Raw genomic sequence first — 15,362 nt, 5'->3', positions numbered from 1 at the left:
TATTGCTGCTGTTGTTGTTGTCTTTCCATGGTCTACATGACCTATTGTTCCGATATTTACATGTGGTTTACTTCTGTCAAATTGCTCTTTTGCCATTGTTAAAGCCTCCTAAAAATTTAATTTATTTATTTAAATTACCCTGAGGCGTCTAGAGTTTCCAGACGCTCAGCTGTTATAGTCATTAATAATAATATTAACTCAAGTATGTCACTCTATTTTGTAAAAAAAGAAATATTAGTTTCTTTCTTCCACGATTGTCTTTTGAACAGCTGCAGGAACTGGTAAGTATTTCTTGAATTCCATTGCATAGTTTGCTCTTCCTTGAGACTTAGATCTTAAGTCAGTTGAATAACCAAACATTTCTGATAATGGTGCTTCAGCTTCAATGATTCTAGCTCCAGCTCTTTCAGTCATTCCAAGAACAACTCCTCTTCTAGAAGAAACGTCACCAATTAAGTCTCCCATGTACTCTTCAGGAGTAGTGATTTCAACTTTGAAGATAGGCTCAAGTATAACTGGGTTACACTCTCTAGCGGCTTTCTTCATTGCCATTGATCCTGCAATTTTAAATGCCATCTCGTTTGAGTCAACATCATGGTAAGAACCATCATATAACACAACTCTAACATCTTCCATTGCGTATCCAGCGATAACTCCGCCTTCAAGTGCTTCTCTACAACCTTTTTCTACTGCTGGGATATATTCTCTAGGAACTGATCCACCAGAAGTTTTATTTTCAAATATGAATCCTTCACCTGGATTAGGATATACTCTAATCTTAACGTGTCCATATTGTCCTCTTCCACCTGATTGCTTAGCATATTTCATGTCAGTATCAGTTTCAGTTGTGATAGTTTCTCTGTAAGCAACTTGTGGTTTACCTACGTTAGATTCTACATTAAATTCTCTCTTCATTCTATCAACTAAGATATCTAAGTGAAGTTCACCCATTCCAGAGATGATAGTTTGTCCAGTTTCTTGATCTGTTTTAACTTGGAAAGTAGGATCTTCTTCAGCAAGTTTGCTTAAAGCGATACCCATTTTTTCTTGGTCAGCCTTTGTTTTAGGCTCAACAGCTACTGAGATAACTGGCTCAGGGAATACCATTCTTTCTAAAACAATAGGTTGATCCATATCACATAGAGTGTCACCAGTAGTAGTATCTTTAAGACCTACCGCTGCGGCGATATCTCCACAATATACCATTTCTATTTCTTCTCTTTTGTTTGCGTGCATTTGTAGGATTCTTCCTATTCTTTCTTTTTTACCTTTTACAGAGTTTAATACATAAGAACCTTTTGCTAAACATCCAGAATATACTCTGAAGAAAGATAATCTTCCTACGAATGGGTCAGTCATTATTTTAAATGCTAACGCAGCAAACGGTTGTTCGTCTCCAGGTAATCTTTCCAATTCAATACTTTCATCTTTCATATCAGTACCTTTAACTCCTCCAACATCCATTGGTGAAGGCATGATATCAACGATTAAGTCTAATAATGGTTGAACTCCTTTATTTTTAAATGCAGTACCACACGTTACAGGAACGATTAGGTTTGCAATAGTAGCCGTTCTTAATCCAGCTATTAATTCAGCAACTGTGATTTCTTCTCCACCAAAGAATTTTTCCATTAAGATATCATCTGTCTCAACGATAGATTCAATCATGAATTCTCTTGCAGCTTTTGCTTCTTCTAATAAAGATTCTCTAATCTCAACAACTTCCATATCTTGACCATCTTTAGTATCTAAAGGCCATTTTACTTCTTTCATTGTGATTAAGTTAATAATTCCTTCAAAGTTCTCTTCTGCACCAATTGGTAATTGTACAGGAACTGGGTTAGAACCTAATTTTTCTCTGATGTCACTTACACACATCTTGAAGTCTGCACCAGTTCTGTCCATCTTGTTAAAGAAAGCCATTCTAGGTACATTATACTTGTCAGCTTGTCTCCAAACTGTTTCAGATTGTGGTTGTACTCCATCAACTGCAGAAAAAACTGCAACTGTTCCATCTAATACTCTTAATGATCTTTCTACTTCTACAGTAAAGTCCACATGTCCAGGTGTATCGATGATGTTTACTCTATGATTTCTCCAGAAACAAGTTGTTGCTGCTGAAGTGATTGTGATTCCTCTTTCTTGCTCTTGCTCCATCCAGTCCATAGTAGCTGCACCGTCATGTACCTCTCCAATTTGATGAGTTACACCAGTGTAAAGTAAGATTCTCTCTGTTGTAGTTGTCTTACCAGCGTCGATATGAGCCATGATTCCAATATTTCTAGTTTGATCTAAAGAAATTTCTCTAGCCATTTTGGTATTCCTCCTCGAACGTTTATACGTATATATATGAAAAACTAAGTTAAAATCAACTTAGTTCTTACCATTTGTAATGTGCGAAAGCTCTGTTTGCTTCTGCCATTTTATAAGTATCTTCTTTTTTCTTCATAGTTGCACCTTCAGTGTTAGCTGCTGCGATTAATTCGTTAGCTAATCTTTCAACCATAGTATATTCTTTTCTGTTTCTAGTGTAAGTTGTTAACCATCTTAAAGCTAATGCTTGTTGTCTAACAGGTCTTACTTCTACTGGTACTTGATAAGTAGCTCCACCAATTCTTCTTGATTTAACTTCTAATGCAGGTTTGATGTTCTCGATTGCTTTCTTGAAAGTTTCGTATCCCTCTTCACCTGATTTTTCCTTTATTAAATCCATAGCTCCATAAAAAATAGACTCTGCTAAAGATTTCTTTCCATCTAACATGATAGAATTTATAAATTTAGTTACAACTTTATCTCCATATCTTGAATCAGCTAAAACGTCTCTTTTAACTGCTGCTCTTCTTCTTGACATATTTTTTGCACCTCCTAATAGTTTAAATTATTATCCTTTTTTTACTCCGTATTTAGATCTTGATTGCTTTCTATCTGCTACTCCTGCAGTATCTAAAGCTCCTCTAATTACTTTATATCTTACCCCTGGTAAGTCTTTTGTTCTTCCACCTTTTAAAAGAACAATTGAATGCTCTTGTAAGTTATGTCCGATTCCTGGAATATAAGCAGTAACTTCGATTCCATTAGTTAATCTTACTCTGGCTACCTTTCTTAAAGCTGAGTTTGGTTTCTTTGGTGTAGAAGTATAAACTCTTACACACACTCCTCTTTTTTGTGGGTTTCCTTTTAATGCTGGTGATGTTTTAGAAGACTCTAAAGTCTTTCTTCCTTTTCTTATTAATTGGTTAATAGTAGGCATCTTTACCCTCCTTTTCTTTTTTTTCTCATTATCTAAAATAATTTGAAAATTAATTTTTTTCACAACTAGATAAGTATATCAGACTTTTCAAACTACGTCAATACTTTTTCGATATAATTCTAACAAAAATAGGGCTAGAATTACGAACCACCAGGCAGTGTGGTCTTTATTAAATAAGAGCTAGGATGAATATCCCAGCTCTTAAAAAATATTTTATTTAATTTTAATAATTTTTCTATTAGAATCATAGTTTACTACGATAGCCTCTATTTTACTTTTTTTAATTAATAATCTACAAAATTCTATAATAATTTCATAATAAATCCATTTATTAATTTTAAAGAAAAAAGACTCGAAAAAGATCTGGAAAATCAAAATATTTTCCTAAAAAACTCCACTATTTCATCCCTGAATCCCCAGCTAAGAAAGATAGTCATCTTATTTAAAGCTAAAAGTGTTCCCATTATAACAAGAATTACTCCACTCAATTTTTCTGAAAATAAAAAATTCTTCTTTATAAAATCTAATTTATTGCTTTTATCCATAAATAGTGCAAAAATCAGAAATGGTAATCCCAATCCAAAAGTATAGATCCATATATATAGCATTCCCATCCATACGGTATCAGTACCTGCCAAATACGACATTACTGTAAACAAAACAGGACCCATACAAGGTGTCCATCCAAATCCAAAGGCAAATCCAAATAGGTAAGACGTCCCTATATTTTTTCGAATGAAACCAAAATTCATCCTCTTTTCAGAGTATAACTTAGTTATTTTGAAAACTCCTATCATATGCATACCCATAATTATAATAATTCCACCAAAAACCATATTTAATATGTTATTTCCAATAAGTTTACTAGCAAGATTAGTAAAATTAAAAAGTAATATTTGCAAGGCTGTAAAAGCTGTTCCAAATCCCAGTATAAAAAACATTGTATGAAGAATAACTTTAAATTTTTGCTTACCACCAGGTTCTTCTCCTAATACTATCCCACTTATATATGAAAGGTAACTAGGCACCAAAGGAATTATACAAGGAGCTAAAAAAGTCCCCATCCCTGCAAGAAATACTATTAATATATTTATCTCCATATTCAACTCCTTCTACTGTCTATTTACTTTTGACGCAGAGATACACAAAAGTTTAAATTAGAGCTCCACTGAAATTTTCTCTGTGTAGTTTTCTTTTTTCTTAGTGTATCTCTGTGACATTTTTTTATTCATTGATGAAGATTAGTATTTATTGAAAATTAATTTTTTAACGCTTCTAAATCCTCTACCTTTAACTGGCTCCAATCTTGTGCTCCGTGTATCCTTTCTAAAATTATTCCATTTTCATCTACTAGGTACGTTGTAGGTACTACCCTTATTAAAAATTTTCTAGATAAAGTTTGTCCTTTATCAAAATAGTGAGGAAAATCCATAGGATTATCTATAAAAAATTTATCTACTGCACTACCATTGTCATCTATCATTATAGATACTACATTTACCTTATCTTTATTTTTATTATAAAATTTGTTTAATAGAGGTTTTTCTACCTTACATGGAGGACACCAGCTAGCACCAAAGTTATATACGGTAATCTTATCAAAATATTTTTCAGAAGTTCCCTCTAGCCCTCCCTTTGTATTGTACAAGTTCATAATAGGAAATTTATTTCCTTTTTCTAACCCTTCTTTTGTACCAAAAGATAAAACACTAACCAATAATAACAATATAAATATTATTTTTTTCATTGATTTCCTCCCCCTTTCTTACAAGTTAAACAGATTCTTAAAGCTCTTTTAGAGTCTCTAACTCCTCATTAATCTCTTCCCATTCGTCCATCTTTAACATTATTTTTTCGTCCATTTGATCTAATTTCCCCTGTAGTTCCATCAATTTATCTATCTCATTTTTTATTCCAGCTTCATTATGTAATTCCTCTATCTCAACCTTTTTTTCTTCTAGTTTTTCAATTTCTTTTTCTACCTCTACAAATTTTCTTTCTAGACTGGATGTCCTATTTTTTCTTCTTTTTTGTTCCTCATAGTCTGTGTTAATTTCCTTTTCTTTTTTAGGTTCATTTGATTTTTTCATATATTCCTCATAGTTTCCATCAAATACATCACTACCTGTAGGAGTTATTTCATATATTTTATTTACCACACTCTCCAAAAAATGTCTATCATGAGATACAACAACCAAAGTACCATCATAGTCTTCCAACGATTCCTCTAATACTTCCCTTGCATATATATCCAAATGATTTGTAGGTTCATCCATTATAAGTAAGTTAGGTTTGTTTAAGATTAACTTCATTAATGCTATTCTGGATTTTTCTCCACCACTGAGGTCATCTATACTCTTAAATATTTCATCTTCTGAAAATAAAAATCCCCCTGCAAGTGATCTAGCTTGTTCTTCTGATAATGGATAATTATACATCAATTCTTCTAAGATATTTTGTTTTCCATCTAAACCAGTATGATTTTGGTCATAGTATCCAATATCTAATTTTTCTCCTAATTCTACTTTTCCAGAAGTTTGCTTTTCTAAATCATTTATTATTCTAAGTATAGTAGATTTCCCAACACCATTAGGACCCATTATCCCTATCTTGTCTCCACGATATATATTTAAATTCACATTTCTAAAGATCTCTTTTTCTCCGAAAGCTTTAGATAAATTAGTTATTTTTACTACCTTGTCAGTAGAAACTCTCTCCACTTCAAACTTTAATTTCATATTTCTCATATGCACAATGGGATCTCCCATCTTCTCCATGCGATTTAGGAGTTTTCTCCTACCCAGTGCCTGTTTAGTCTTTATACCACCCATATATTTAGTAATGTAGTCTTCCATTTTTTTTATCTTATCCTGTTCCTTTTCAAATCTTTTTACTGCCCCTGTAAGGTATGCTTCTTTTTGAATAGTATATTCAGTAAAATTTCCCTTATATAAGTTAATAGTTTTATTCTCTATTTCAAATACTCTATTGATTACATTATCTAAAAAATACCTATCATGAGATATCAAAATAAAAGCTTTATTATATGAATTTAAATACCTTTCCAACCACTCAATAGCATTTAAATCCAAATGGTTTGTTGGCTCATCTAATATCAACAATTCTGGTTCTTCTAATAATATTTTCCCCAAAGCTACCCTAGATTGCTGACCTCCACTAAGATCATCAACTTTTTGTTTCCATAAATGCTCAGGAAAATTTAAACCATTCAAAATCTGTTTTACTTTATACTCTATTACATATCCTTCACCCTGTTCATATCTAGTGTTTAGTATTGCTAGTTTTTCCATTATATTGTCAAAATTTTCCATATCTGTAGCTAATCTTTCATTTAATAGTTGAATTTTTTTGTAGTCTTCTTTCAGGTGCGAATATATACTCATTAACTCATCAAATACAGTGTTTTCTAAATCCAAATCAAAGTTTTGAGATAAATAACCAATTCTTAGGTTTCCTTTTTTTCCGATCTTTCCCATTTGTTTAGTTTCAAAACTTTCATCATGGGTTTCCATTTCCATTAGGATTTTTATTAGAGTTGTTTTTCCAGCCCCATTAGGTCCTACCAATCCTATTTTATCCTTTTCATCTATCGCAAAATTTATATTTCTTAATAAAGTTTCTCCTGTAAACTGTTTCCATAAATCTGTAACACTAAGTATCATAGTTCTCCTTCTCCCTTACCATCTTTAAGTATTTATATTTTATTCCATTATATCATATAAATTTAGGATTCTATTATTTTTACAACTATGTTATACTTTCTTTATGTTTCAAATAAAGAATAGGAGATAGTATTATGAATATAAGAGATTTTATTACTAAAGAAATTACATATGAAGAAGCCATTGAGCTTACTAAAGTGAATGGTAGCAAGATGATGGAGTTATTCACTGTAGCCAATGAAATAAGAGAAAAATATTGTGGAAATAAGATTCACACCTGTACAATTTCCAACGCAAAATCTGGAAGATGTGAAGAAGACTGTAAATTTTGTGCTCAATCAGCTCACTATAATACCAATATCACAAGTTACGAATTAAAGGACAAAGAAACTCTTTTAGATGAATATAATAGAGCCGAAAAATTAGGTAGCTCAAAGTTTGGAGTGGTTACCTCTGGTAGAAGTATCAATAAAGGAACCAGTGAATATAGCAACATAACAGAATTTTTGAAAATAGCCAAAGCTTCTGATAACGATGTAGAACTATGTTGTTCTATAGGATTATTATCTAAAGAAGAATTAACGGAATTAAAAGAAGCTGGAATAACTAGGTTTCATAGTAACTTACAAACATCTATTAAATCATATAATAAAATAGTCGCTACAACTCACGGAATAGAAAATAGATTAAAAACTATAAAAGCTGCTAAAGAAATAGGATTAGCTGTATGTAGCGGTGGAATAATAGGTATGGGTGAATCTTGGGAAGACAGAATTGATATGGCTTACACATTAAAAGAATTAGGCGTAGATGGAATTCCTATTAATATTTTGAACCCTATTCCTGGAACTCCTCATGGGGATCGAGAACACCTAGCTATGGATGAGATCTTAAAAACTATTGCTATCTACAGAATAATTTTTAAAGATAAGGTTATAAAAATAGGAGCAGGAAGAGAAGGTATTTTAAAGGACTTTATGGGAATGGCATTTATGTCTGGTGCTAATGGAATGTTAGTAGGTGGATACCTTACTGTGAGAGGCAGAAGTACTAAAGAAGACTTTACATTTATCGAAAATGTTAAAAAAATGTGGAAATAAAAAGATAATATAATATTGATTTAAATAAGTACAATTTAAAATTATCATAGTTTTCTAGAAAAGAAAATGGGAATTCATTATTTATGAATCCCCATTTTTTTGTACTTTTAACAACCAAATCATTCTATTTTTATAACATTTCTTTACTTTTATTAAAAAATATAGTAATATTTTAATATATTTTTAGTTTAATATTAACTTTTTAGGAGGAAATAATATGAGAAAAGCATTATTAGGATTAACTTTATTAACAACTGGTATAGTTGCCAGTGCCGAGCATTATTCTCAAGATGTGAATAAGAATGATAACTTATTTTTCAACTTTAAAATTATGCAAGGTTTAGATCAAAAAAATCCAGGTGGACAAAAAAATGACACTTATTTAGAGTTAGAGTTTGGTGGAAGAAAAGGAGTTATGGACCTCTATGGTTATGTAGATTTAAAGAATATATTTGGCTCTACAAATAATGATTCCTATGGTGGAGATAACTTCTTTGCAGAAATCAAACCTAGATTTTCAATTGATGGAATAACTGGAAAAGACTTATCTATAGGACCTTTCAAAGAATGGTATATCTCTACTTGGATTAAAGCAGGAGATAATGGATTATGGCATAATGGTATTGGTTTAGGTACCGATGTAGAAGTACCTTGGTTTGGTAAGACTGGACTAAACTTATTATCTACATATAAAAGAGAAGATTTTGGCTCTAATGGAGAAGGTCACTGGGATGGTTATTCACTACAATGGAATTGGTTTAAACCATTGCACTTCTTTGAAAATGGATCATTTGTATCTTACCAAGGTTACATCACATACGATTTCGGTGCTGATAAAGTAGCAGAAAAAGATGGAAGAACTAAAGATTCATTACAATGGTATAACGGAATTTATTGGCATAACAATGACTGGGCAATTGGTTACGGTTTAAAAGTATTCAACAATATGGCCAACTTTAAAGATGGTGATGCTCCATTCGGTTCCACAGAAGACACTAGCGGAATTGGACACTACTTTGATATCGGGTATAAATTCTAAAGATTATAATTAATATAAGTATAGTAAAAGGGTGATTCTGTGAATCACCCTTTTACTCACTTTATCTAAATATTATATTCATTATTGCTACTTGGATTAAATAGACTATATGTTTAATTCTATATGTCATTCCCTTTCTGTCTCCCCCAACTTCAACTAATTTTTCTTTAATAATCTCAGTAGATTCTGCATCTCTCAACTTTTTAAAATCATCTATAGCTACTTTATAGACATTCCCCTGTTCTGTGGTTAATACCAAGTTTTTTTCATCCTTTGTAAAGGCTACAGCCTCATATTGATTTATCCTAAAATCCCATTTTAACGGATGATAATATACTTCTCCGTCAAAAAAATTAGTATTTTTCTTATTTCTTTTAAACATATAGATTCCTTTATAGGTGTTAAAAACCATAGTCATCTCATCCATTGATACATCTGAACCAGTTGCAGCATCCATATAATTACCTAATCTAGAGCCGCCTAAAAATTTAAACTCTCCTATATAGTCTGCTATATTAACTCTTCTCGTATCGACGTTTTTATCCATCAAACGATACATAATTGTTTTTCCATATTCTTTATTTAAGATATATACACTTTTATCTGCATAAAATATGGCTTCATTGTTTAATTCTTCTCCCATTGGGAATCTAAACGTTATCTTATCTATATCATTTTTTTCAACTTTTTCCTGACCTAACTTAGGCTCTTTAAATCTATATAAAACAAAATCTCTCCTGATAAGGTTATCTCCAGTATCTGCAACTATTAAGTTTCCGTTTTTATCCTTGGCTATATCTCCCCAGTCTAGATTGGTTACCCCGTCTAAAAAGATCTCATGATGGTCTCTTATTCCATCACTGTCAAATCTAAATCCATGGATACTTGTTCTAGGAGTTTCACCATAATCTACAGAATCTCCATGGGTCCAATAATAATCTTTTTTATCACCTGATAAAATTATACCTGAGGATTCCTCTATTCCCATATCCAACATATTAACTATAGCTTTCGGTCCATTTACCCTATTGTATAAGACCTCTTTTCTCACTTGTCTATATTGATAAATCAAAAATAATAATACCATTCCAAGAAATATTAAAATAATTTTTCTAAATATATGTCTATTTTTTTTCCTTAACATATCAGTCCCCTCCGACAGTAATTTTTTTCATTATAACTCAGATATCAGACTTGTGCAAAGTTCTTTAATAAAAATTTATATAACAAAAAAGCGATAAGACCAAAACCTTATCGCTTAATTTCAATTAATTATAAAACTTCAATGTTTGAAGCTTGAGGACCTTTTGCACCTTCAGTTATTTCGAAAGTTACTTCTTCCCCTTCTTTTAAAGTTTTGAATCCTTCTTTGTTGATTTGAGAGAAATGTGCGAAATAATCGTTCCCATCTTCACCTTGAATAAATCCAAATCCTTTTTCTTCGTTGAACCATTTAACTGTACCTTTTAACATGTTGTACCTCCGTGTATTTTTTTCAGATAGAATCCTAGAATCCCATTAAACACTAACACACTTTGGTTGTATTAATGAAAGTTCTGCTTTAAGCCATCTGTTTCTTCAATCAAGTATATTCTATTTATAACCTTTTGTCAACATTATCTATGCCCATATTTACCTACGTTTTTATTTTTTATTTTTAAAAATCACCTTATTTTTTTCGTATAAATTAAGTGCTCAATTCCATTATAATTTTTCTTCTCACTGAATAAAAAATTAAAGTTACAAAACATCTTTTTAGAAATATCATTCTCCTCCAAAATATAAGCTACAATCAGTTTTACATCTTTTCTTTCGATTTTCAGCTCCTCAATAGATCTTTCTACAAATGTTTTGCCCAACCCTTTCCCTCTATTTACTCTATCTAAATATATGCTTATTATAGATATTTCTCCATCTATCTCATATCTTATCTGTCCAACAACTTCCCCACTTAGGTTTTTTATAACATATATGATGTGATACGGTGATTTTAGCCAAAACTCATACCATTTTTTATGCTTTTCAAATTCCTCTTTTTCTGAATTAGGAGAATATTTTTTCACAAATTCCCTATGGAGTAGATTATATATTCCGACGATGTCGTCTTTTTTAGCCTTATTTATAATATATTTTTGTTCCACTTTTTTACTCCTCAAAATCTTTTTTATCATTTGATAAGATTTCCAATGTCTTTCCTATAAAAGATTATACCATATTTTTTATTAACTTATAATTTTCCATTTATCTTCAAAGTCTCAAAATCAATATTTTTTACTTTTTTAAAATGAACGTTTAGATCAAAAACAAAACATTAAAAAAAATTAATTACATTTTTTAATTAAAAAAATATTAAATTTTAGAAAACTTTATTAGATTAAAATTAAAAAAAACCTAGTAAAATAATATAATGGTTTTTATACAATAAAATATTGATAAACATTTCACTTTTAAAAAACAATAGTTCATATTTTTGTTACAAACTTAATATATATGCTGAAAATTGACACAACTTGAGAAAATAGTTACAATTATATCAATTAAATAATTATAAAAAGGAGTAAAATAATGAAAATGAAAAAAGAATCTCTTGTTTTAGGATTAGCTCTATTTGCAATGTTTTTTGGAGCCGGAAATTTAATTTTTCCACCCAGTATTGGAGCTAGTGTTGGAGATAGATGGTATATAGCTGTACTTGGATTTTTTACAACAGGTATAGGACTACCTTTATTAGGAATAATGGCATTTAATAAGATTGGTAGTTTAAATAAATTTGCAGAAAAAATTTCTCCTAAATTCAATAAAATCTATTGTAGTTTATTGATTTTATCATTAGGACCATTACTTGCGATTCCAAGAACTGGTGCTACAACTTTTGAAATGGGAATTGCTCCTAATTTTCCAACTATAAGTCCTGTTATAGTTTCTATTATTTATTTTTCAATAACTTTAATCATGGTAATAAATCCTTCAAAAATAATAGATAACATAGGAAAAATTTTAACTCCTATCATTCTTTTGATGTTAACACTTATTATCACAAAAGGTATATTTTTTAAAATTGGTATTCCTATCAAAATTGAATTAATAGAAAATGCTTTTAGTTTTGGATTTTTAGAAGGTTATCAAACAATGGATGCTTTAGCTTCTGTCCTAATGGGAGCCGTAATTATGAGTGGTCTAAAAGCAAAAGGTTTTACAGATAGAAAAGTTCAAAAAACTTTGATTATAAGAGCAGGTATTATTGCATCTATTGGATTAGCCATGGTATATGGAGGATTATTATATTTAGGTGCTACTTCTAGCTCTGTAGTAAGTGGATTAGAAAAAACAGATTTAACAATGTATATTGCTGACGCTACATTAGGTCAAATTGGAAATACAATTCTAGGTATTTGTGTTTCTGCAGCTTGTTTAACTACTTCTATCGGGCTTGTAACTATTGTTGGTGAATATTTTTCTAAGATAACAAAATTTAGTTATAAAACGATAGTTATTCTAACTTGTATCTTTTCAGGTGCAATGTCTGTAATTGGTGTAGGAGCTATTATCAAGATTTCCGTCCCTATCCTTGTTATTTTATATCCAATTACAATAGTTTTAATTATGTTAAATTTATTTGAAGTAAAAAATTCAATCATTTATAAAGCTAGTATCACTATCGCAATCACAACAAGTATTATAGAAATAGGGTATAACACATTAGGTATTCACGCTTTTGGATATATTTATAACTTAATTCCATTTGCAAAAGATGGATTTATTTGGTTCCTTCCAATAATTTTGATTACACCTATTGCAACTATATTAGAAAATTTGAGAAAAAAAAGAAAATCAACTTTACTATATGCAAATAGCAAAGGTTAAACGCTACTAAAAGAAAAAGATTAGGAGAAGTAAGCTCTCCTAATCTTTTTTACCTCATTATAACTTTATCTATACTACATTATTATTTGAAAATATTTTACTAGCCTATCCCCTTCAATAGTATTAATGATTTTTTCGTATTGAAATTCAAATTTAAGTTTTTCCATAACCCTTATTGAATTAGAGTTATCCCTAGAAGTGGAGCTATTAAAGTATTCAATAAAACACTTAGAATAGTTATATCTTTTATCACGCTTTGCTTCTTAAAAAAATTAAATACTTTTTTCTTTTTTACCACTATCACTTTTCTCTTCCCTTTTTCTAACTTTTAAAAACATTTCTAAAATTCCAGAAATAATAAATGATAGCATATTCAGAAATATCAAAGTATTAAATCCATATTTTGTATAAATAATGATTCCTAATACAGGGGCGATAACAGCAACAAAAAATTTTCCAGTTGTAAACAATGAGTTAGCTTTTTCAATTGAATTTTTAGGAGCTACTTGAGAAAAAATAGCTGTATTCGATGAATTAAAAAATGGAATATCAAAAATAATGTTTTTACAACCGCAATCACCTGTACTTTAATAGACATAACATTAATTTCAGCAGGAACATTAGGTCTTGGCAATATTATTAATGGTAGTAAAGTTCTCTTGCTTTCCTCTACTATTTTTGGAATTTTATTTCTTAGTTATTATGGTATTTTTTCTATTCTAAAAGCTATCAAAGGTATTGAATCACTTCTAGTTCATGGTGATTCAAAAGCGATCCTACGAAAAAAACTATTGTTACTGTTTTAGCTCTTAGTTTATTAAATCCTCACGTTTACTTGGATACAGTTATTTCAATTGGAAGTATAGGATCTCAGTTCCCTTTAAACCAAAGAATATATTTTATAAACGGAACTTATCTTGCATCTTTTGTATGGTTTTTTGGCTTAGCTTATGGAGCAAGAATTCTTATTCCTATTTTTTAAAAAGAATTACATGGAAAATTTTAGATATCTTGATAGGTCTTACAATCCTTACCATAGCAAGCAAATTAATTACGTTTATATTTGAAAATAATCTTATATAAAGTAAAGAGCTAGAAAATTATAATTTCTAGCTCTTTTATAATTACTTTATTATCATTAATTCTTTAGTTGTATTATTTAAGATCTCATAGCCACCTTTTTTTACCACTACATCATCTTCTATTCTTACTCCTCCAAATCCATCTATATAGATACCTGGCTCAATAGTAATAACCATATTTTCTTGTAAAATAAAGTCTTCAGATTTCCCAGATAAATTTGGTAATTCATGAATTTCTAGTCCTACTCCATGTCCCAATCCATGACCAAAGTTTTCACCATAACCCTTAGAAGTTATGTGATCTCTTGCAATCTTATCTAATTCTCTAGTACTCGTCCCTACTTTTATTGCATCTATTGCTTTTAACTGTGCTTCTAAAACTGTATTATAAATATCTAGATGTTTCTCACTAGGTCGATCTCCATAATAAATGGTTCTTGTCATGTCAGAAGCATACCCCTTATAAAAACATCCAAAATCAAATTTTACAAACCCATCTCTGTCTATTTTTTTTTCACTAGCTACACCATGTGGCATAGCAGATCTATAGTTAGAAGCAATTATTGTATCAAACGATGGTCCCTCAGCTCCTAATTTTTTCATCTCATACTCTAATTCTGTTTTTATATCATTTTCTACTGCTCCTTCTTTTATCAAAGGAAGTATACTTGCAAAAGCTTTATCAGCTATCTCTGCAGCTTTTTTTATGTTTTCAATCTCTGCCTCTGTCTTTACCATTCTAATTCTTGTGAAGTTGTCTCCTAAAGAGATAAATTTTATATCTTTAAATTTTTCCACATATCCATTGTAGGCAGATAATGTTACGTTTCTGTCTTCTATTCCTAATTTTACTATTTTTTCATCTTTTAAAATTTCAGAAATCTTATTTTCTGCCGGTCTTTCAATTAAAATCACTTCAAATCCGTTTGGAATTACTTCCTCGTTAGCTTGAGCTACATATCTAAAATCAACAAAAAAATACTTTCCTTTTTTAGTTGCTAGAGCTATTCCAGTTGTTCCTGTGAACCCTGTAAAATATCTCAAATTTACTAGATCTGTTATCAATATACCATCTAAATTTTTATCTTCTATTAATTTTATCAACTTCATCATTTCCCCCCATTTATTTTGTTCTTGATTATAAGAATACTCTAAAATTAAATTTTTTTCAAGGTTTTGTATTTTATTACTAATTTATATAGTTCCTTCTAAAAAATCAATGTGATATTATATCCAAATAATCATAATTTAGATTTTAAAATTTCATCTAAAATTTTTATATTTTATAGAGTATAGTAATAGTCTCTTATCTTTATACCTTATAAGTATAACTATTTAAATATC

General features: G+C 30.1%; 17 protein-coding genes. 5 read left to right on the top strand and 12 right to left on the bottom strand.

Annotated features, from left to right (window positions below):
* The 7 genes from WBG30_RS10210 to WBG30_RS10180 form a co-directional block, all read right to left on the bottom strand.
* A partial coding sequence (locus WBG30_RS10210; RefSeq protein WP_424504551.1) for a GTP-binding protein occupies positions 1-96 on the bottom strand: 96 nt, incomplete at its 3' end.
* A gap of 138 nt (positions 97-234) precedes the next feature.
* Positions 235-2,313, bottom strand: coding sequence for an elongation factor G (gene fusA / locus WBG30_RS10205; RefSeq protein WP_424504547.1), 2,079 nt, complete (start codon positions 2,311-2,313; stop codon positions 235-237).
* 67 nt (positions 2,314-2,380) lie between these two features.
* Positions 2,381-2,851: a 30S ribosomal protein S7 gene (gene rpsG / locus WBG30_RS10200; RefSeq protein WP_424504546.1), complete on the bottom strand. Its 471-nt coding sequence runs from the start codon at positions 2,849-2,851 to the stop codon at positions 2,381-2,383.
* 30 nt (positions 2,852-2,881) lie between these two features.
* Positions 2,882-3,250: a 30S ribosomal protein S12 gene (gene rpsL / locus WBG30_RS10195; protein WP_028855021.1), complete on the bottom strand. Its 369-nt coding sequence runs from the start codon at positions 3,248-3,250 to the stop codon at positions 2,882-2,884.
* Positions 3,251-3,621: 371 nt separating this feature from the next.
* Positions 3,622-4,350: a cytochrome c biogenesis CcdA family protein gene (locus WBG30_RS10190; protein WP_424504545.1), complete on the bottom strand. Its 729-nt coding sequence runs from the start codon at positions 4,348-4,350 to the stop codon at positions 3,622-3,624.
* A 158-nt stretch (positions 4,351-4,508) separates the two neighbouring features.
* Positions 4,509-4,997, bottom strand: coding sequence for a TlpA family protein disulfide reductase (locus WBG30_RS10185; RefSeq protein ID WP_424504544.1), 489 nt, complete (start codon positions 4,995-4,997; stop codon positions 4,509-4,511).
* 37 nt (positions 4,998-5,034) lie between these two features.
* Positions 5,035-6,933 (bottom strand): ABC-F family ATP-binding cassette domain-containing protein, encoded by a 1,899-nt coding sequence (locus WBG30_RS10180; protein ID WP_424504543.1) that lies wholly within the window; start codon positions 6,931-6,933, stop codon positions 5,035-5,037.
* Positions 6,934-7,067: 134 nt separating this feature from the next.
* Between WBG30_RS10180 and bioB the strand changes: the two genes are divergently transcribed.
* Both bioB and WBG30_RS10170 read left to right on the top strand, forming a co-directional pair.
* Positions 7,068-8,033 (top strand): biotin synthase BioB, encoded by a 966-nt coding sequence (gene bioB, locus WBG30_RS10175; RefSeq protein ID WP_424504542.1) that lies wholly within the window; start codon positions 7,068-7,070, stop codon positions 8,031-8,033.
* Positions 8,034-8,250: 217 nt separating this feature from the next.
* Positions 8,251-9,072 (top strand): outer membrane protein OmpK, encoded by an 822-nt coding sequence (locus tag WBG30_RS10170; protein WP_424504541.1) that lies wholly within the window; start codon positions 8,251-8,253, stop codon positions 9,070-9,072.
* A 61-nt stretch (positions 9,073-9,133) separates the two neighbouring features.
* Here WBG30_RS10170 and WBG30_RS10165 read toward each other — a convergent pair whose 3' ends face one another.
* The 3 genes from WBG30_RS10165 to WBG30_RS10155 all read right to left on the bottom strand — a co-directional run bounded on the left by WBG30_RS10165 (position 9,134) and on the right by WBG30_RS10155 (position 11,213).
* On the bottom strand, positions 9,134-10,216 hold the full coding sequence (locus WBG30_RS10165; protein WP_424504540.1) for a hypothetical protein: 1,083 nt from the start codon (positions 10,214-10,216) through the stop codon (positions 9,134-9,136).
* Between the two features lie 128 nt (positions 10,217-10,344).
* Complete coding sequence (locus tag WBG30_RS10160; protein ID WP_424504539.1) at positions 10,345-10,545, bottom strand: cold-shock protein; 201 nt, start codon at positions 10,543-10,545, stop codon at positions 10,345-10,347.
* Positions 10,546-10,736: 191 nt separating this feature from the next.
* Positions 10,737-11,213: an N-acetyltransferase family protein gene (locus WBG30_RS10155; protein WP_424504538.1), complete on the bottom strand. Its 477-nt coding sequence runs from the start codon at positions 11,211-11,213 to the stop codon at positions 10,737-10,739.
* Between the two features lie 424 nt (positions 11,214-11,637).
* On the opposite strand from WBG30_RS10155, the gene brnQ reads away from it, so the two are divergent.
* Complete coding sequence (gene brnQ, locus WBG30_RS10150; RefSeq protein ID WP_424504537.1) at positions 11,638-12,936, top strand: branched-chain amino acid transport system II carrier protein; 1,299 nt, start codon at positions 11,638-11,640, stop codon at positions 12,934-12,936.
* A 272-nt stretch (positions 12,937-13,208) separates the two neighbouring features.
* On the opposite strand, the gene WBG30_RS10145 is transcribed toward brnQ, so the two are convergent.
* The gene (locus tag WBG30_RS10145) at positions 13,209-13,484 is read right to left on the bottom strand and encodes an MFS transporter (RefSeq protein ID WP_424504550.1); all 276 of its coding nucleotides are present in this window, start codon (positions 13,482-13,484) and stop codon (positions 13,209-13,211) included.
* On the opposite strand from WBG30_RS10145, the gene WBG30_RS10140 reads away from it, so the two are divergent.
* Together WBG30_RS10140 and WBG30_RS10135 are read left to right on the top strand one after the other, a co-directional pair.
* Positions 13,470-13,742 carry a LysE family transporter gene (locus WBG30_RS10140; RefSeq protein WP_424504549.1) on the top strand — a complete coding sequence of 91 codons (273 nt, stop codon included), beginning with the start codon at positions 13,470-13,472 and terminating at the stop codon, positions 13,740-13,742. The genes WBG30_RS10145 and WBG30_RS10140 overlap by 15 nt on opposite strands.
* A complete protein-coding gene (locus tag WBG30_RS10135; RefSeq protein WP_424504548.1) occupies positions 13,727-13,918 on the top strand; it encodes a LysE/ArgO family amino acid transporter in 192 nt (63 codons plus the stop codon). The genes WBG30_RS10140 and WBG30_RS10135 overlap by 16 nt, the downstream gene beginning before the upstream one ends.
* A 142-nt stretch (positions 13,919-14,060) precedes the next feature.
* Here the strand turns inward: WBG30_RS10135 and WBG30_RS10130 are convergent, their stop codons facing one another.
* On the bottom strand, positions 14,061-15,128 hold the full coding sequence (locus tag WBG30_RS10130; protein ID WP_424504536.1) for a M24 family metallopeptidase: 1,068 nt from the start codon (positions 15,126-15,128) through the stop codon (positions 14,061-14,063).
* Positions 15,129-15,362 lie beyond the last annotated feature (234 nt).

The organism is Psychrilyobacter sp. (assembly GCF_049671765.1).
Lineage (GTDB): Bacteria > Fusobacteriota > Fusobacteriia > Fusobacteriales > Fusobacteriaceae > Psychrilyobacter.
This window is presented reverse-complemented; position numbering and strand designations above follow the sequence as displayed.